The organism is Chryseobacterium sp. MMO-72, from assembly GCF_037146035.1.
Taxonomy (GTDB): domain Bacteria; phylum Bacteroidota; class Bacteroidia; order Flavobacteriales; family Weeksellaceae; genus Chryseobacterium; species Chryseobacterium indicum.
Genome location: NZ_JBBCWG010000003.1, coordinates 327,582 through 345,684, shown reverse-complemented (window position 1 = coordinate 345,684; position 18,103 = coordinate 327,582). Strand labels below are relative to the sequence as shown.

General features: G+C 36.6%; 19 protein-coding genes. 11 read left to right on the top strand and 8 right to left on the bottom strand.

The window, feature by feature from the left end; translation table 11 throughout:
• Positions 1-58 precede the first annotated feature (58 nt).
• Both WFH39_RS06815 and WFH39_RS06810 read right to left on the bottom strand, forming a co-directional pair.
• Positions 59-784: a tRNA threonylcarbamoyladenosine dehydratase gene (locus WFH39_RS06815; protein ID WP_185207380.1), complete on the bottom strand. Its 726-nt coding sequence runs from the start codon at positions 782-784 to the stop codon at positions 59-61.
• On the bottom strand, positions 777-1,403 hold the full coding sequence (locus WFH39_RS06810) for a TatD family hydrolase (RefSeq protein ID WP_336689292.1): 627 nt from the start codon (positions 1,401-1,403) through the stop codon (positions 777-779). The genes WFH39_RS06815 and WFH39_RS06810 overlap by 8 nt, the downstream gene beginning before the upstream one ends.
• 98 nt (positions 1,404-1,501) lie before the next feature.
• Between WFH39_RS06810 and WFH39_RS06805 the strand changes: the two genes are divergently transcribed.
• The 10 genes from WFH39_RS06805 (at position 1,502) to WFH39_RS06760 (ending at position 11,313) form a co-directional block, all read left to right on the top strand.
• Positions 1,502-2,131 (top strand): TetR/AcrR family transcriptional regulator, encoded by a 630-nt coding sequence (locus tag WFH39_RS06805; RefSeq protein WP_087708520.1) that lies wholly within the window; start codon positions 1,502-1,504, stop codon positions 2,129-2,131.
• A gap of 103 nt (positions 2,132-2,234) precedes the next feature.
• On the top strand, positions 2,235-3,230 hold the full coding sequence (locus WFH39_RS06800; RefSeq protein WP_290264253.1) for an outer membrane protein assembly factor BamD: 996 nt from the start codon (positions 2,235-2,237) through the stop codon (positions 3,228-3,230).
• Between the two features lie 41 nt (positions 3,231-3,271).
• Entirely contained in the window at positions 3,272-3,595 is a 324-nt protein-coding gene (locus tag WFH39_RS06795; protein WP_002983982.1) for a DNA-directed RNA polymerase subunit omega, read from the top strand.
• 120 nt (positions 3,596-3,715) lie between these two features.
• Positions 3,716-4,930, top strand: coding sequence for a bifunctional phosphopantothenoylcysteine decarboxylase/phosphopantothenate--cysteine ligase CoaBC (gene coaBC / locus WFH39_RS06790; RefSeq protein ID WP_336689287.1), 1,215 nt, complete (start codon positions 3,716-3,718; stop codon positions 4,928-4,930).
• Between the two features lie 36 nt (positions 4,931-4,966).
• On the top strand, positions 4,967-5,875 hold the full coding sequence (porD, locus tag WFH39_RS06785; protein WP_336689286.1) for a type IX secretion system protein PorD: 909 nt from the start codon (positions 4,967-4,969) through the stop codon (positions 5,873-5,875).
• A 62-nt stretch (positions 5,876-5,937) separates the two neighbouring features.
• Positions 5,938-7,587 carry a DNA repair protein RecN gene (locus WFH39_RS06780; RefSeq protein ID WP_336689285.1) on the top strand — a complete coding sequence of 550 codons (1,650 nt, stop codon included), beginning with the start codon at positions 5,938-5,940 and terminating at the stop codon, positions 7,585-7,587.
• Positions 7,588-7,888: 301 nt separating this feature from the next.
• A complete protein-coding gene (locus WFH39_RS06775) occupies positions 7,889-8,329 on the top strand; it encodes a hypothetical protein (RefSeq protein WP_336689284.1) in 441 nt (146 codons plus the stop codon).
• A 62-nt stretch (positions 8,330-8,391) separates the two neighbouring features.
• On the top strand, positions 8,392-9,864 hold the full coding sequence (locus WFH39_RS06770; protein ID WP_336689283.1) for a DUF5687 family protein: 1,473 nt from the start codon (positions 8,392-8,394) through the stop codon (positions 9,862-9,864).
• A 1-nt stretch (position 9,865) separates the two neighbouring features.
• A complete protein-coding gene (locus WFH39_RS06765) occupies positions 9,866-10,597 on the top strand; it encodes an ABC transporter ATP-binding protein (protein ID WP_336689282.1) in 732 nt (243 codons plus the stop codon).
• 83 nt (positions 10,598-10,680) lie between these two features.
• Positions 10,681-11,313 carry a nitroreductase family protein gene (locus WFH39_RS06760; protein WP_336689281.1) on the top strand — a complete coding sequence of 211 codons (633 nt, stop codon included), beginning with the start codon at positions 10,681-10,683 and terminating at the stop codon, positions 11,311-11,313.
• Between the two features lie 132 nt (positions 11,314-11,445).
• Here WFH39_RS06760 and hemE read toward each other — a convergent pair whose 3' ends face one another.
• Genes hemE through hemA form a run of 6 tightly spaced genes read right to left on the bottom strand, consistent with a single transcriptional unit; the run spans position 11,446 to position 16,663 of the window.
• Positions 11,446-12,483 (bottom strand): uroporphyrinogen decarboxylase, encoded by a 1,038-nt coding sequence (gene hemE / locus WFH39_RS06755; protein ID WP_214588032.1) that lies wholly within the window; start codon positions 12,481-12,483, stop codon positions 11,446-11,448.
• Between the two features lie 40 nt (positions 12,484-12,523).
• Entirely contained in the window at positions 12,524-13,207 is a 684-nt protein-coding gene (locus tag WFH39_RS06750; protein ID WP_336689280.1) for a uroporphyrinogen-III synthase, read from the bottom strand.
• Positions 13,207-13,866 carry a peptidoglycan recognition protein family protein gene (locus WFH39_RS06745; protein ID WP_336689279.1) on the bottom strand — a complete coding sequence of 220 codons (660 nt, stop codon included), beginning with the start codon at positions 13,864-13,866 and terminating at the stop codon, positions 13,207-13,209. The genes WFH39_RS06750 and WFH39_RS06745 overlap by 1 nt, the downstream gene beginning before the upstream one ends.
• A complete protein-coding gene (locus WFH39_RS06740; protein ID WP_076391385.1) occupies positions 13,866-14,447 on the bottom strand; it encodes a DUF1287 domain-containing protein in 582 nt (193 codons plus the stop codon). The genes WFH39_RS06745 and WFH39_RS06740 overlap by 1 nt, the downstream gene beginning before the upstream one ends.
• 43 nt (positions 14,448-14,490) lie before the next feature.
• Positions 14,491-15,402: a hydroxymethylbilane synthase gene (hemC, locus tag WFH39_RS06735; RefSeq protein ID WP_336689278.1), complete on the bottom strand. Its 912-nt coding sequence runs from the start codon at positions 15,400-15,402 to the stop codon at positions 14,491-14,493.
• Positions 15,389-16,663, bottom strand: a complete 1,275-nt coding sequence (gene hemA / locus WFH39_RS06730; RefSeq protein WP_336689277.1) for a glutamyl-tRNA reductase — start codon at positions 16,661-16,663, stop codon at positions 15,389-15,391. Before hemA ends, hemC begins: the two co-directional genes overlap by 14 nt.
• A gap of 395 nt (positions 16,664-17,058) precedes the next feature.
• Between hemA and WFH39_RS06725 the strand changes: the two genes are divergently transcribed.
• A complete protein-coding gene (locus tag WFH39_RS06725; RefSeq protein ID WP_027381028.1) occupies positions 17,059-18,084 on the top strand; it encodes a rod shape-determining protein in 1,026 nt (341 codons plus the stop codon).
• The last annotated feature ends 19 nt before the right edge of the window (positions 18,085-18,103 follow it).

Sequence of the window (18,103 nt, the reverse complement as noted above, 5' to 3'; positions counted from 1 at the left end):
AGATTTTAAAAATTCAGGCAAAAAGATTTTTGATTGTCCTTAAAATCTGCAGGAAAAATTAATTTTTCTTGGTTAAATAATTGATGACTTCCGCTGCGGCATACAACCCGAAAATTGCCGGAATAAAGCTGATGGTTCCGTAAAAAGATCTTTTATAATTCGTTCCGTCCGTCATTTTTAAACTGTCGTCTTTTTGCAGCTCATCAGAAAAAACACATTTAAATCCTTTGTTTATTTTTTCTTTTCGAAGCCTTTTTCTTACCTGTTTTGCAAGATAACAGTTCTGGGTTTTGCTGATGTCTTTCACCATCACTTTGCTCGGATCGGTTTTTCCTCCGGCTCCCATAGAACTTACAAGTTTTATTTTTCTCTTTTTTGCTGCTTTTATCAGGCAAAGTTTAGGCGTTACACTGTCGATACAGTCCAGAACATAATCAAACTTTCCATTGTCAAGAATTTCGTCCATTCTTTCAGGGTTCAGGAATTCGTTGATTTTAATGAGGTTAAGTTTCGGGTTAATATCTAACAATCTTTCAGCAACTACTTCAACTTTATGTTTTCCTACTGTGGAATGTAGAGCAGGCAACTGTCTGTTAATGTTTGTAATATCTACCGTGTCACCATCTACAATCGTCATGTTTCCGACTCCGGCTCTTGCAAGAAATTCTGCCGCAAAAGAACCGACACCACCCAAACCGACAACTAAAACTGTTGCTTTATTCAACTTTTCCAAACCTTCCTCTTTTAAGAGAAGCTCCGTTCTTTCCAACCAGTATTTATCCATTTTTTATTGTCTCTAAATTTTCCGAAATCTGTTTGTTTAAATTTTCCAGCGAAATTCCCTTTATTTCAGATACTTTCTCATACAATTCTTCGATGCTGAAATCGTCATTGTCGGTTTCCAGAAAGATTTTATCTAAAGGAGTAATTTTCAAAGTATTTTGCAAAGATAAATTATACAAAACCGCTTTTCCAAAACTCAGGTAAAAATTATTTTTCAGCAGATCTTCCGCAATCCTTTCTTTTTTATTAAAACCATGAATAATCATAGGCTGTTCTGCATATTTTTTAAAAGAAATCACTTCATAAAACTTCCGTACACAATGAATGATTATTGGCTTTTTAACCTCATTTGCGAATTTTATCTGTCTTAAAAAAACTTCTTCCTGAATTTTCTCTCCGGTTTCAACGAAAGAATCCAGACCACATTCACCGATTGCGAAACAGTTTTCAAAAATCATGTTTTTCATCCATTTAAACTGATTATCAAGATTATTCACATCAATATCTTTCGGATGAATGCCTATTGAATACGGAAAATCCGGCGGAATCTGTTCAATATCCAGATTGTAAATTCCGTTTGGCATATTTTTCTTATGATGATGAAAGTCAAAAAAATCCATTGATCAAAAATACTATTAATTTAGATTTAACGTAAATTTCTTAAACGAACGTTTATAAATTTGTTAAAAATTTCATAACTTTACTCAAAGTGCACTTCATGAAGAAAAAATTTACAGAAAAGCAAATACATATTTTAGATATTGCGGAAGAACTTATTGCAAAAAAAGGATATGAGGGAACCTCCGTCAGAGATATTTGTTCAAAGGCAAATATTAATGTTGCAATGATTTCTTATTATTTTGGCTCGAAAGAAAAGATGATGTCGTATCTTTATCAGTACAGGGTTTTAAAAACAAGGGAGACTTTTTCAGAATTTGCAGATACCATTAAAGACGGGAAACCGGAAATGCAGCTCAAAGAAATTATTAAATATATTGTTTCCCAGTTATTTAAATATAATTATTTCCATGGGTTTGTTACGCAGGAACTTCGCCACACAGAAAATTTAAAAGATGAACTGCTGGATTTTTACCAGCTTTTCGTTAAAAAATTAGATGAAGTCATTAAAAAAGGCGTGGCTTCAGGCGTTTTTACCTTCACTCCCAAACCTGAAGATATTTTAACAACCATTATCGGTTCCACCTTATTCGTGATCCGCAACCGGAATTTTTATGAATTGTATGTTCCGAACAAAAGCGAGGAAACCTACACAAAGGAAGCAGAGAAAAAAGTGAGAATGAATCTTTTAATGACGGTTTTTGCCATTTTGGGATACGCTGCAGACTAAAATTACGTTAAATAATCATAAAAAAAAATCTATTGGCAAAAAAGTTATATTTTTGCAAATTAGTAAATCGGCTGAATAATCCGAAAACTGTTGAACTTTTTATATGAAAAAATATATTTTAGGTATTTTTACTGTAGCAGTAGTAGCTTCGTGCGTAAGTAAGCAGGAAAGAGCAATGAAAAGTGCGGATAAAAATCTTATCTTAAAAACTGCCAATGAAAACTTTGCTAAAAAGAAGTGGAAAAACGCTTTAGCACTTTACGACAGGCTTCCGAACCTTGTTGCAGGAACAGATGATGCTCCCAATGTGGTTTTTAATTCGGCGTATGCGAATTATTACGACAAAAACTACAGATTAGCAGGAAATCAGTTTAAAAATTTTGCGATCAGCTTTCCTCAGGATAAAAGAAGGGAAGAGGCAGCATATATGTCTGCTTTGTGTTACTACGAAGGTTCAATGGATTATAATCTGGATCAGTCTACCACACAAACGGCAATTAATGAGCTTCAGGATTTCTTAAATAATTATCCTAATTCAGAAAGATCTAAAAATATCAATACTCTTATTGACGAATTGTCTTACAAGCTTGAATTCAAAGCGTACGAAAATGCAAGACAATACTATAAAATGGCAGAATATAAAGCAGCCAACGTAGCATTTGAAAACGTTCTGGAAGATTTTCCGAGTACAAAACTTCGTCCGCAGATTTATGATTACATCGTAAAATCCCGTTACGAGCTCGCTACAAAATCTATTTATGATCTTAAAGATGAGCGTATAGAAAGTGCGTTATCTTTCACAAAACAGATCGAAAAGGAAATGCCGAATACGGAAGTTGCTAAAACTGCTTTGGAAATCAGAAGTAAGCTTGAAAAAGAAAAGAAAGATTTTGCGGTAGTTAAGAAGAATACAGAAGCAAGAATTGCTGCTTTAACAGAAAAACAGAAAAAGCTGGAAGCAAAGAATGCAGAACAGGCAAAAACGATCCAGCAGGAGAAAGATCAGGTAGAAGCAGAAAAGAAAGCAATGCAGATCCAGAGGGACAGTGCAGCGCTTAGCACACCTCCGCCGGCGGCGACTTTCAAAATTAAAAGATAATTCGTAAATTTGCGAACTTAAATAAAAATAATATTCTCAAAATGAGTGTAAAAGATACAAAAGCAGAAGTAAATACCATTACTTACGATAAGGATAAGATTGAAGACAAAGTAGGCTCAATCTACGAAGCGATTGTTATCATGGGAAAAAGAGCAGAGCAGATCAACGCTGAAATTCGTACAGAACTTCACAATAAGCTTGATGAGTTTGCTGTTCATAATTCTACATTGGAAGAAGTTTTCGAAAACAGAGAACAGATCGAGATCTCTAAACATTACGAAAAACTTCCAAAGCCGACTTCTATTGCAATTGAAGAATGGCTGAACGATGATGTGTACTTCAGAAAAACTGAAGAGAGAAAATAAAAATCAGTGTATTTTTTATATATGAAGGTCATAAGAAAATCTTTTTCTTATGACCTTTGTTATTTGGACGGCTTTGTGAGAAAAAATAAGTAATTTAGTATTCTTAAAAATTAAAATTGAATGAGTCTTTCCGGTAAAAAAATTCTCATCGCGATTTCCGGAGGAATTGCAGCCTATAAAATCCATTTTCTGATCCGTGATTTTGTAAAAAAAGGAGCCGAAATTCAGGTGATTATGACGCCTGATGCAGAAAATTTCGTTACAAAACTCAGTATTTCCACTTTATCTAAAAAGCCGGTTTATTCAGACTTTTATAGCGATAATGGGACGTGGAACAGTCACGTGGAAATGGCTTTGTGGGCAGATGTAATGATTGTTGCGCCCTGTACCGCAGGTACATTGTCTAAAATGGTTCATGGGTTATGCGATAATCTTGTAATTGCAACGTATATGTCTGCAAAATGTCCTGTTTTTATTGCTCCTGCAATGGATCTGGATATGTATGCGCATCCTTCCACAACAAAAAATCTGGAATTGGCAGAAAGTTTCGGACACCATATTATTCCGGCGGAAAGCGGCGAACTGGCAAGCGGATTAATCGGGCAGGGAAGAATGGCAGAACCGGAAACCATAGCACAAATAATTGAAGATTTTTTTGATTCTAAGTTTGGTTCTAAGATTGAAAAAACATTAGCAGGGAAAACGGTTTTAATTACAGCCGGACCAACGTATGAAGCCATTGATCCTGTGAGATTCATCGGAAACCATTCCTCTGGTAAAATGGGGTTTTCTCTGGCGGAAGAAGCCGCAAAAAGAGGCGCAAAAGTAATTTTAATTTCCGGACCGAGTGCTCAGAAAATCAATAACGAAAATGTTGAACTGCATAAGGTAACCTCAGCAAAAGAAATGTTATCCAAAGTTCTGGAGTTTTACGATACAACAGACATCGGAATTGCAAGTGCTGCCGTGGCAGATTACGCTCCGAAAGAAGTGGCAAAAGAAAAGATCAAAAAGAATGATGAAAATTTAATGATCGAACTGGTTAAAAATCCGGACATTCTTAAAACCATGGGTGAAAAGAAAACCCATCAGTTTTTAGTCGGTTTTGCGTTGGAAACTCAGAATGAAGAGGAAAATGCCAAAGGAAAGCTGGAAAAGAAAAATCTGGATATGATCGTTTTAAATTCGCTTCGGGATGAAGGCGCAGGTTTTAAAAATGATACCAATAAAATAAAGATATTTACCAAAACGGAAAAAACAGAATTTGATCTGAAATCTAAAGAAGATGTGGCAAAAGACATTTTGGATTTTGTTGAGTCTCAACTTTTAAAATAATTTTAATAAATTTCCGTTCTCAATTTTTAGAAGATAATGAAAAAAATTTTAAGCATATTTTTACTTCTGTTTTTATTCAGTCAGAGTTTTTCTCAGGAGTTACTGGCAACGGTACAGGTGAATTCCCAGCAATTGGGAGGAAGTAACCAGTCTGCCTACAAAGCTCTGGAGAAAAGTCTGAGAGATTTCATCAACAATACAAGCTGGACAGGAAAAAGACTGCAGAATTTTGAAAAAATAAAATCCAACTTCGCAATCGTGATCAGCGAAAGAGACGGAAACCGTTTCAAAGGAAGTATTGTGGTACAGGCAGTTCGTCCGGTTTTCAACACCACGTATGAATCTCCTTTGCTTAACCTTCAGGATACCAGATTTTCTTTCGATTACGTGGAAAACGAAAACCTTATCTTCAACGAAAGACAGTTTTCAGGAAAAAATTTAATTGATGTCATCAGTTTTTACGTGTACGTTATTTTGGGAATGGATGCAGACAGTTTTCAGTCGATGGCAGGAACGCAATGGTATCAGAAAGCACAGCAGATTGCACAGAACGGGGAATCTCAAAATACATATGACGGCTGGAAGCAGATTAATGAGCCGAGAAGCCGTTCTATTCTGATTAAAGAAATTATGAGCCCGAACTGGAGCCAGCTTCGCGCTACGATTTATTCTTATCACAGAGCCGGACTGGATAATCTGTTCAATCAGGATCAGAGCCAGGGTAAAAAAGTAATTTTTGATGCTTTAATGCAGTTAAAACAATACGAAAACTCTTTCCAGCAGGCATATTTCTTCAATCTTTTCATGGATTCTAAGGCAGATGAGATTTTCAATATCTTCAATTCCGGAAATAACGGAGGAATTGTTTTAGGAGATCTTAAGAATGAAATGATCATCCTTTCGCCAAAAAATATTGATGCAAGATGGAATAAATGGAAACAGTAATTCACTTGAATTCTGAAATCTAAAGTTCTATATTTGCAATAGCCAAATAATCGCTATTATCAATGCTTTCGAGAATTTACATTAAAAACTTTGCCCTTATTGATACCCTTGAAGTATCATTGCACAACGGTTTACAGGTGATTACCGGAGAAACCGGTGCGGGAAAATCTATTATTTTAGGTGCGCTCCGACTGATTCTGGGTGAAAGAGCAGATGTAAAATCGATCTCAAAAGCAGAAGAAAAAAGCATCGTAGAAACAGAATTTTCCCTGAACAATCAATTCAAAAAATTCTTTATCGAAAATGATCTTGATTATGAACATCAAACGATCATCCGTCGAGAAATTTTACCTTCCGGAAAATCAAGGGCGTTTATTAATGATGTTCCTGTAACACTGGATATTTTAAAGGAACTGTCTTCTCAGTTGATCGACATTCACTCACAGTTTGAAACATCGAATCTTTTTACGGCAGAATATCAGTTTAAAATCATTGACGGACTTTCTGAAAACAAACAAATCATTCATGAGTATCAGAATGAATTTTCAGATTTTCAAAGTCTTAAAACACAGCTTAAAAAACTACAGACGCAGCTTTCGGATTCCAATAAAGAAAGTGACTATAAAGCGTTTCTTCTGAACGAGCTTGAGGAACTCCATCTGGATAATGTAGATTATGAAGAACTTCAGAATCAGCTTTCCATTCAGGAAAATGCGGAAATGATCTCCGATAATCTGGCTCAGGTTTTATCAAGATTTCATCAGGAAGAAGTAGGAATTTTGTCATTTTTTAATGAAGCGAAAAATAAACTTGCCAAAATTGCGGAAGTTTCCCAGAGTTTTGCAGAACTTGATGAAAGGCTTGAAATGTCTTTTGTGGAATTAAAAGATATTATCTCCGAGCTGGAAGATGAAGCGGAAAGCATAGAAGTAAATCCGGAAAATTTAGCGTTACTGGTTGAATTAAATAACAGAATCAATAATCTTTTTGTAAAACATAATGTTTCCGATCTTACAGAGCTTAAAGAAATCAGAGATCAGTTAGCCGGAGAACAACAGGGTGCGTCCGAACTGGAATCTCAGATTGAAGAAGTGGAAGAAAGCATTTCCAAAAAGGAAAAAACACTTCAGTCTTTGGCTGAAAAACTTTCTAAAAACAGAAAAAAGAGCATCGCTGTTTTCATCAAAAAAGCAGAATCTTTGCTCAAAAAACTAGGTCTTGAAAAAGCCAGAGTTGATATTGAACTACACAATTCTTCGGACTTCAATCCATTCGGAAAAGAAAATATCCAGCTTTTGTTTCAGGCAAACTCAGGATTTCCGTTAAAGCCGATTCAGACGGCAATTTCCGGTGGTGAAAGGTCAAGGGTAATGTTGGCGGTAAAAAAGATCATTGCAGAAAGTGACGAACTTCCAACCTTGATTTTAGATGAAATTGATACCGGAGTTTCCGGAAAAGTAGCCGAAGAGATCGGAAATCTCATGCGCGAAATGTCTGCCGATATGCAGCTCATCGTCATCTCTCACTTAGCACAGGTTGCCGCAAAAGGAAACAACAATTATAAAGTGCTGAAACAGGATATCGCCGGAAAAACCCAGTCTACCATTGTCCCATTAAGTGACGAAGAAAAGCTGAACGAGATTGCCCAGTTGCTTTCAGGAAGTAAGATAACCGAAGCGGCTTTGGCGCAGGCGAAAGAGTTGATAGGATAAGTTTTAACGAAATAAACGATATAGGACTTCTGGATTTTCAGAGGTCTTTTTTTATATTTGAATTTTATCCATATTCATGAAACAATTATTAATTGTCATATTCTCGCTCTTTTTACATCTAGTGTACAGTCAAAACTGTGGCTGTTCAAAAAAGCCGGAATTAAAAAACTTAATTTCCTGTCAAGCGACAGTATTTAAAAATAAAGCGAAAATATATTGGGAATACAATTGCAATGCTTCCTGGATTACGTTTCAAAAAGGGAAAATTCGGCGTAAAATATATTCGCTGGATAAAAAGACAATGGAATTTACGACCAGATTAGGATACATTCAGTGGACTGAATATAAAAATTCATTTTTGATAGAAAACAGCAAGGCTTCCGGATGTTGTGATCCTCATGAATATATTCTTTACAGCAAAGAAACAGGGAAAAAGATTGCTGAACTGGGAACTGCAATTTTTAGCGATGATTCTTCCAAGAATCCTTATGTATTGACGATGTCGGGAAATGATGAAGTATTATTTACTAATCTCAATACCAATCAATCTTGCAGAATAAAAGTTTCTCAAAATAAAATTGAAAATACGCTGAAAAACTCGGATATATTGTATGCAGAAGAATTGTTTGAAAATTTTCAGTTTAAAAAAGGAATATTATCCATGCAGCTAAAATATAAAGATTCCGGAAATTTCTGGAAAAAGGAAAAAATCTTTTTAGATACAGCCAAAGATTGTAATTAATTAAGCTCCTGTATATAAATTCTGTAACAATTCTATCTTTATACAAACTAATGTAATAAAAGATGGCTATGTTTTTAAAATTCCTCAGATTAGAAATCAAAAGCTTTTTTCGGGGCAGTTCTTTAGGAATCAATCTGGCAATGAAGATCCTTCGTTTTATCGGGATTCTGTATTTTATGGCATGTCTTGTAGGAGGAGCTTTCGGCGCATTTTTTTATATTCAGGAAGAAATGCATCAGGATCCCTTTAAAGAGGTTTCAAAATTCATGATTGCAGCTTGGGCGGTCGATCTCATTGCCAAATACATATGGCAGGAATTGCCGACACAGAATATCAAGCCGTTTCTTACGCTCAATATTCCCAAAAAGACATTGGTGAATTATATGCTGGGAAAAACATTTCTGTCGGCTTTCAGTTGGTTCAATTCCCTGTTCCTGATTACTTTTTCCATCATTGCATTATTCAACGGATATGATGTTTTGGGCGTTGTTGGATGGCTCATCGGGATTTCGCTGTTATTTTACCTGAATAATTTTATCAACATTCTTTTTAACGATAAAGAAACCATTGCCATTGTTGTCGGATGTGTTTTTGCAGCAGTTGCAGGATTGGCGTATTACAATATTGTTCCGGTTCTGGATTATTCTGAGCAGTTCTTTTATAATTTTTTTGAAAGACCTTATTTTGTAGTAATTTCAATCGGATTGTTTTTCGGGTTGTGGAGAATCTGTTACAACCATATCCGGAAAATATTTTATCTGGATGAAGGTCTTGAAGCTAAAAAAGAAATCGGAAGAACCGAGAATATTACCTTTCTCAATAAATACGGAGCGATCGGAACGTTCATCAATAACGATATTAAAATGCTGAAACGCAATAAGGTAACGAAAGGGATTTTGTGGGGAAGCATAATGTTTCTGTTCTACGGACTGCTGATGTTTTCGTCACCGGTTTATAAAACTCCTGCGATGATGATGTTCATGGGATTGTTCGTTACCGGAGGATTTCAGTTTATGTTCGGACAGCGGGTTCCTGCTTTCGACAGCTCTTACTATCCTTTGATGATGACGCTGAATGTACCCTACAAAGAATACCTGAAAGCAAAATGGTGGCTGATGAATATTGTCACCGCTTTTTCCATGATTCTGGCAGTTTGCTATGCCTATTTCGGCTGGGAAATGTATCTCACCTTCTTCGCTGCCGGAATTTACAATATCGGGGTAAATTCTCAGTTTACACTTTGGTCGGGCGCTTTTAACAAAACGCAGATGGATCTTAATGCCAAAGAAAAAAGATTCGGACAGAAAAACAGCTTTAACGTAAAAGCACTCTTGCTGCTGATTCCTAAGATGTTTCTTCCGATGCTTGTTTTCGCATTGATGCAGAAATTTTTCAGTATTACAGCGGGAGTTATAAGTATCGGAGTTTTAGGAGTAATCGGATTTTTTATCAGAGAAAAGATCTTCGATATTATCGTAAAACACTACAAAGTAGAAAAATACAGCACATTAGAAGCATTCAAAAACAAAGATTAATATGATCACCATTAATAATTTAACAAAAACATACGGAAAAGCAACCGTTTTAAATATAGAACATCTGGAAATTCCGAAAGGGGAAACATTCGGTTTGGTAGGAAACAACGGAGCCGGAAAAACCACCCTTTTCAGCTTAATGCTTGATCTTATTCAGGCTTCGACGGGATTTGTAAGCATCGACGGGATAAAAGTAAATGAATCTGAAGCATGGAAAAACAAAGTTTCCGCTTTTGTAGACGATTCTTTCCTCATCGGTTATCTTACACCGGAAGAATATTTTTATTTCATCGGGGAACTGAGAGGGCAGAATAAAGCCTCCGTTGATGTCTTTTTAAAACAGTTTCATGATCTTTTCAGCGGAGAAATTTTAAACTCCGGAAAATACGTCCGTGATCTTTCCAAAGGAAACCAGAAAAAAGTTGGAATTGTGGGCGCCATCATCGGAAATCCCGAAATCATTATCCTGGATGAACCTTTTGCCAATCTGGATCCTTCCACACAGATCAAGCTTAAAAATTTAATTAAAGAATTGTCTAAACATGATGGAGTGACTTTTCTTATTTCTAGCCACGATCTTTCGCATACCACAGAAGTCTGCAACAGAATTGTAGTCGTAAACAAAGGACAATTGGTAAAAGATATTCAGACCAACCCTGAAACCCTGAAAGATCTGGAGCAGTACTTTGCCGATCAGATTTCAAGTCCGGTGGAAGAAGATTCTGTATTATAGATAATACCAATAAATGAAATTTGAAAATCATAGATCAAAAATTGTGGTACATCATTTAATTTTGTGGAGTTAAAATTTAATCTATGGAATTAATTGAAAAACTGAACTGGAGATATGCTGCCAAAGCTATGAACGGTCAGAAAGTACCACAGGAAAAAGTGGATAAAATAGTAGAAGCGGCAAGACTGGCTCCTACATCAAGCGGTCTTCTGCCTTTTGAAATCATTGTCGTAACCAATCAGGAAGTTAAAGAACAGATCAAGCCTCACGCGTGGAATCAGCCGCAGATTACAGATTGTTCGCATTTATTGGTTTTTGCAGCGTGGGATAATTACACAGAAGAAAGAATCAATGCAATGTTTGATCTTACCAATGAAGTAAGAGGATTTAAAAATGAAGGATGGGAAAATTACAGACAAATGTTGTTGAGTACCTATCCGCAAAGATCTGCTGAAGAAAACTTCACTCATGCCGCAAAACAGGCTTATATCGGTTTTGGGGCAGCGATTATTGCAGCCGCTTTCGAAGAAGTAGATTCTACCCCAATGGAAGGCTTTATTCCGCAAGAAGTTGATAAGGTTTTAAACCTGCAGAAAAAAGGCTTAAAAAGCGTTCTTTTGTTACCAATCGGGTACAGAGATGCTTCCAATGACTGGTTAGTGAATTTAACCAAAGTAAGAAAACCAAAAGAAGACTTCATTACAGAAATCAAGTAATTATTGATTATTTTACTCATAAAAATACCCTTTCAATTGTTGGAAGGGTATTTTGTTTATTTTTCGCTAAATTTTTGAATAAATCTTACATACGGTTTGTCATTCCGTAGGAATCTAAGCTAAGTTTTGTAATTAAAACTCAGCATTCGGTTTCCAATCCACCACTGCTCTGATGAACGCTTCTGCATTTTCTACAGGAATATTCGGTAAAATTCCGTGTCCTAAATTGGCAATGTAACGGTCTTTTCCGAAACGGTTGATCATTTCCGTCACCATTTTTTTAATTGTTTCCGGAGTTGAATGCAATCTTGCAGGATCAAAATTTCCCTGAAGCGTCATTGTATGATTGGTTAAAGTTCTTGCAAACTCAGGCTTAATCGTCCAGTCAACACCCAAAGCAGAAACCGGAGACTGTGCCATATCTTCCAGAGCAAACCAGCATCCTTTTCCGAAAACCACAACGTGCGTTAAAGGGCTTAAAGCTTCAACGATCTGGTTGATGTATTTCCATGAAAATTCCTGATAGTCTGCCGGAGAAAGCATTCCGCCCCATGAATCGAAAACCTGAACCGCAGAAACTCCTTTTTCAACCTTTCTTTTAAGATAAGCAATCGTTGTATCAGTAATCTTTTGAAGTAATAAATGTGCCGCTTCCGGTTGCGTAAAGCAGAAAGATTTAGCAATATCAAAAGCCTTGCTTCCTTTTCCTTCCACACAATAGCAAAGTATCGTCCACGGAGAACCTGCAAAACCGATCAACGGAATTTCATTATCCAATTTCTGTAAAGTCAGTTCAATAGCATCAAAAACATAACCTAAAGTATCATTCACATCCGGAACCACCACACTCTGCACATCTTCCATCGTTCTGATCGGATTATCCAGCCATGGACCTACAGATTCCTTCATTTTAAAATCAATTCCCATCGCTTGCGGAACAACGAGAATATCAGAGAATAAAATCGCTGCATCCAAAGGAAATCTTCTGATCGGCTGTACGGTAATTTCGGAAGCCAGTTCCGGCGTCTGACATCTTGTGAAGAAGTCGTATTTGTCGCGCAATGCAATAAATTCCGGCAAATATCTTCCAGCCTGTCTCATCATCCAAACCGGTGGTCTTTCTACGGTTTCTCCGCGAAGTGCTTTTAAGTATAGGTCGTTTTTAATCATAATATACTAGACTTTATTGCCAAGAATGACAATTAAAATATCAAATTTTATTTAAAATCTCTTTTCGGATCAGCTTTAAAACAGACAGTAATGTGCTTCCTTCCGAAACCAAAACAGGCTTTGAAGTATGCTTTCTGAGTTCATTGGCAGTCGTTTCTCCAATGGAAACCAGAATCATATCCCCAAAAGAATTTCGATTTGCAAAACTACGAACTCCGCTCGGACTAAAAAACACTGCGGCATGATATTTTTCATTTATCAACGGATTGATTTCTTCCGTATTGTACACCGTTATTTTTCTGTAGCTGATGTTTTGAAGGGGAAGATTTTTGTCAAGCACGTCTAATGCGATGTTTCCACAGAAATGAAGAAATTTTTCCTGCTGACAGTGCATTATGATAAACCGCGAAAGTTCTTCCGCGTTTTTAAGGACTTTAAACGTTCCGAATCCGTTTCTTCTCAGCTCTTTTTTTGTCTTTTCACCGACGCAGTAGATTTTATTGTAGTTTTTCGCCGTAAAATCTTCGTTGGGTTTAAATCCGTTTTTAAAAAAGGAACTTACTCCTTTTGCGCTGGTAAAAATCAATGAATAATCTTTGAGATCAAAAGCATCAGTTTTTATAGAACTTGTTTTAATTACCTCAACACAGTCAAACGAAACATCGTCTCCCAATTCTTTGGTTACAATCGCCGGATCTAGGTTTTTGGTAAATAAAATGTTCATTATGGTTTATCTTTTAGATGTAAATCGGCGGTCTGAAGCCTTACTTTGTTCATAAAATCCTTTCCCGGATCTTCTTTCCCTGTGAAATAATTCGGATCAGCTTCTTTCCAGAGCTTTGAATTTCTGAAGATTCCGTATTCCGAATGTCCGATGAGGTATTCTATTTTATATTTTTGGGTTAAATATCGTATCAGTTGTGCATTCGCGGAAACCTGTTTATCCGTAAGCGGTTCTTTTTTACTTCCGATATTTTCAATTCCGATGGCGCAATAATTCAAACCAATTGTATGTCTGGCAAACTGATTCGGTTCCATCAACTGATAAACCGTTCCGTCTCTGTCAATGATGAATTGTGAAGAAACATTCAGCGTACTTTGCTTTTTTAAAGTGTTTCTTGCGTTTTCAAGATGCGTTTTATTGAAATATTTAAAATTGCTTTCCACATTTCCGCCTGCCGTGTAATGAAGAACGATCATTTTGGGAACAATCGTTGGTGTTTTCTGAGCCAGACCGTGATGCTCTTTCAGATATTCTAAACTTAAACGAATTCTTTCCTCAGAATAATTGATAGGCTTACTGATGATTTTCAGTTCGTTTTTTTGAGCTGATGCAAAACCCATCAACATAAAAACCAATAAGCAGATTACATTTCTCACCATTATTTCTGATATTGATAATGTCCTGTAATGGTAAACTTAAACAAACAATCTTCCAGAACCTGTCCGCCTCCGATATTGTGTACAATGAGATACCTTTTGCCATCGGCAGACTTTCTGTTCACTACAATTCCGATGTGCGTTAAATTTCCCGGAAGATCCCAGGTTACAATATCTCCGGGAACATATAATTCCGGTTTGGTTTCAATGGATTTTGATTTCCCAAATTTGGCAAAGAACACTCTAAGGTTGGGAACTCTGCGATGGTCGATATTCGTGTCGGGCTTTTTCAGTCCCCATTTTTTAGGATATTTTGAAAAATTTTTCGCCATATCTTCATGCACTTCTTTCTGAAGATCAATCCCCAGTTTTCGGTAAGCACGGATTACAACATCGGTACAAACACCTTTGTCCGCAGGAACGTCTCCGTTCGGATATTTGATGTTGAAATAGGCAGGATCGTAAGTTACCCGATCTTTTGTAAGACTCAAAGCCGCATCAGACAATTTTTGGGCAAACTGATTCTGTGCTTTTCCAAAAAACACACAAAGAACTACAATAAATATTGAGAAATATTTCTTCATAGAAATCCGGAACCTTAAAAATTAAAAATGTAAAAAATGAATTTTAGATCTGGCTTTTAATTTCTGCCATCAATTCCTTTCCGCCGTTTTCAAGAACTACTTTCGCGAATTTTTCTCCGAAATTTTCTTCATTATTATATACAAAGCTTTCGTCTGTTGCGATGCTGTTTTTACCATCCAGAGAACAAAGCGCTGCCTTAAAACGGATCTGGTCTTCAAAAAGTTCTGCAAATGCTCCGATAGGCGCAGTACAGCCTCCTTCAAGTGTACTCAGGAAATTTCTTTCCATTTCTACACAGATCTGCGTGCTTTTATGATTGGTAAACTGTCTGATGATATCATTGATCTCAGTTTTGTCTGAATGTCCTGCAACAGCAATTACACCTTGCGACGGAGCCGGAATTAAAAACGGAATCATTTCATAATCAATGTCCATTTTCATTCTCTTAATTCCTGCCAGAGACAGAATGGTCGCATCAAAATCTCCATCCTCCAACTTCTGAAGCCTTGTCTGAATATTTCCACGAATGTCTGAAAATTCAGCATTTGGAAAATTCTTCAGCCAGAATGCTCTTCTTCTTAAACTGCTGGTGGCTAATTTTAGCTCATGAAGTTCTTTATTTTTTGCCGATTCTTTTCGGATCAGGACATCCTGCGGAAAATCTCTTTCCAGATAAGAAACGATCTCAAGATTTTCAGGAAGTTTTGTAGGAACATCTTTTAAAGAATGTACAGCAATATCAATTTCGTCATTTAATAAGGCAACATCAAGATCTCTGGTGAAAACGCCTGTTATCCCTAATGAATATAGAGGCTGTGTAAGATTTTTATCGCCCGAAGAGACAATAGGAACGATTTCCGTTAAATAATTGTTGTTCTGAAGATGCCTCGCAACTTCTCTCGCCTGCCAAAGTGCCAATGCAGAATTTCTGGTTCCGATTCTAATGCTTTTCATTGAATTCGTTGTTTGGTTGTTCAACTAATATTTCGTGCATTAATTTACTAATTTCTTCGGCTTTTAAAGGATTATCGATGATATATTTTGCAAAACGGTTGGTAATTTTCTGGATCATTTTATCAGAAAGTTCCATATCCGTGATGTTTATGTATTTATTTTTTTTGTAAAAATTATGCATTTCATTGCGTTCCATATTCTTAAGAACCGCTTTGAAATGATGAATATTGGGCGCCAGTTTTCTCTTTTTTTCCCACTCAAGGAAGTCTTTCGTCATTTCCTTGATGATTTTTTCGGCTTTCGGGATCTCTTTTTCTCTCTGCTGAATGGTTTCCTGAATCTGTTTGGAAAGTTCATCTACGTCGATCAGCGTTACATTTTCATTCTCCTTTACATTTTTATCCACGTTATTGGGGATGGATAAATCGATTACCAAAGTTTCTTTTCCGTTCGGGAAATGAGACCTGTTCACGATGGGATGTCTTGCGCCGGTCGCAACGATAAGAATATCTGTATTGCCCAATTCTTTATCAAAATCGGCGTAATCAATATGCGGAATATTGTACTTCTCGGAAATCTTAGCTGCCGTTTCCTGAGTTCTGTTGGCAATTTTTATTTTCGGCTGATAAACGTGTTTTACAAGATTTTCAACCGTATTCTGCCCGATTTCTCCTACGCCAAGCAGAAGAATATTTTTTTCGGTAATTCTTTTCTGGCTGTTTAAGATATAATGAACCGCCGCATAAGAAACAGAAGCCGCTCCGTTGGAAATTCCGGTTTCGTTTTTTATTCTTTTCGAAATCTGAATGGCGGAATTGATGGCTCTTTCCAGATAAGGATTAGAGTTCTGTCTTTCTTTTTTGAAACGGTTGTAGGCTTTTTTAATCTGTCCGATGATCTCAAAATCCCCGATAATCTGGCTTTCCAGTCCGGCTGCAACCCTGAAAAGGTGAGTTAAAGCTTCTTCCTTCGTTAAAATATTCGCGAACTGAAGAAAATCCATCAGATTAACCCCGATGGTTTTACAGTATTCTTCCGCAACCAGAAGATAGTTGGGAGAAGTGGTATAGATTTCGGTTCTGTTACAAGTAGAAACAACAAAGGAATCCCCTAAATCTTCATTATGGATTCGGGCAACGAAATTCTTAATGTTTTCATCAAAAAATGCAAATTTACCTCTTGTTTCTGCGTCAGCTTTTTCAAAACTAACGGAAAGTACAGCAAAATTAGACGTCTGATGTATGTTTGAATATTGTAACATAAGCGTCGCAAATTTACGTTTTTTTTAGCAAATTACTTTCTGAAAATGTATATGATAATTATCGTAAAAAACTATTTCAGGAAATTGTGAAAAGCAATGTCTTGTTGTTAATAAACGTTAAAATTAATTTTGAAAAAATAGAAATTTTCACCATTTCCATCTTCCCGAAAAATATTTCACCATACAGGATTTACTTGTCATTGTCGGTTTACCCGCATTAAGCCTGCATTTGCCTTAGATCCAGCTTAAAATAAATCCTGTAAATGCTTACGGTAAAAGTTAATAGCTTGTTACAAATTTTAATAAAAATTTAACCAAATTATATGCTCGCGGAATTTCTTGGGTTGTCTTAAATTTATATCTTTGTAACTCTTTAAAAAATCAGAAGTAAAAGTATGAGTTTATTCGATATGTTTACGCAAGAAATTGCGATAGACCTTGGTACTGCCAACACCCTTATCATCCATAATAATAAAATTGTTATAGACCAGCCGTCTATTGTCGCGATCGAGCGTTCGACAGGCAGACCGATTGCCGTGGGTGAACAGGCAAAACATATGCAGGGGAAAACTCATGAGGACATCAAAACAATCCGCCCTTTGAAAGACGGGGTAATTGCCGATTTCCATGCTTCTGAACACATGATCAAGGAATTCATCAAAAAAATTCCGGGAATTAAAGGGAAATTTATTCAGCCCGCATTAAGAATCGTTATCTGTATTCCTTCCGGAATCACAGAGGTTGAAAAAAGAGCGGTAAGAGATTCTGCCCAGAAAGTAAACGCTAAAGAAGTTCGTTTGATCTATGAACCAATGGCTGCCGCGATAGGAGTGGGAATCGATGTACAGAAACCTGAAGGAAACATGATTATCGATATAGGTGGCGGTACTACAGAGATTGCTGTTGTAGCTTTGGGAGGTATCGTCTGCGATAAATCTGTGAAAATTGCAGGAGATGTATTTACCAACGACATTGCTTATTACTTAAGAACTCATCACAACTTATACATCGGAGAAAGAACAGCAGAGAGAATTAAAATCGAAGTTGGTTCTGCCGTTGAAGACTTAGACGTAGATATCGAAGATATTCCGGTACAGGGAAGAGACCTTATTACCGGAAAGCCAAAAGAAATTATGGTGGGTTACAAAGAGATTGCCAGAGCATTGGACAAATCAATCATCAGAATTGAAGATGCGGTAATGGAAACACTTTCTCTTACTCCTCCGGAATTGGCGGCAGATATTTATAAGACAGGAATTTATCTTGCCGGTGGCGGTGCATTATTGAGAGGTCTTGCAGACAGGTTACACAAAAAGACAGGTCTTCCTGTATTTGTCGCTGAAGATCCGTTGAGAGCGGTTGTTCGCGGAACCGGTATTGCACTTAAGAATATGGATAAATTCAATTTCTTAATTAAATAATTTTAACCTTTTACGAAAC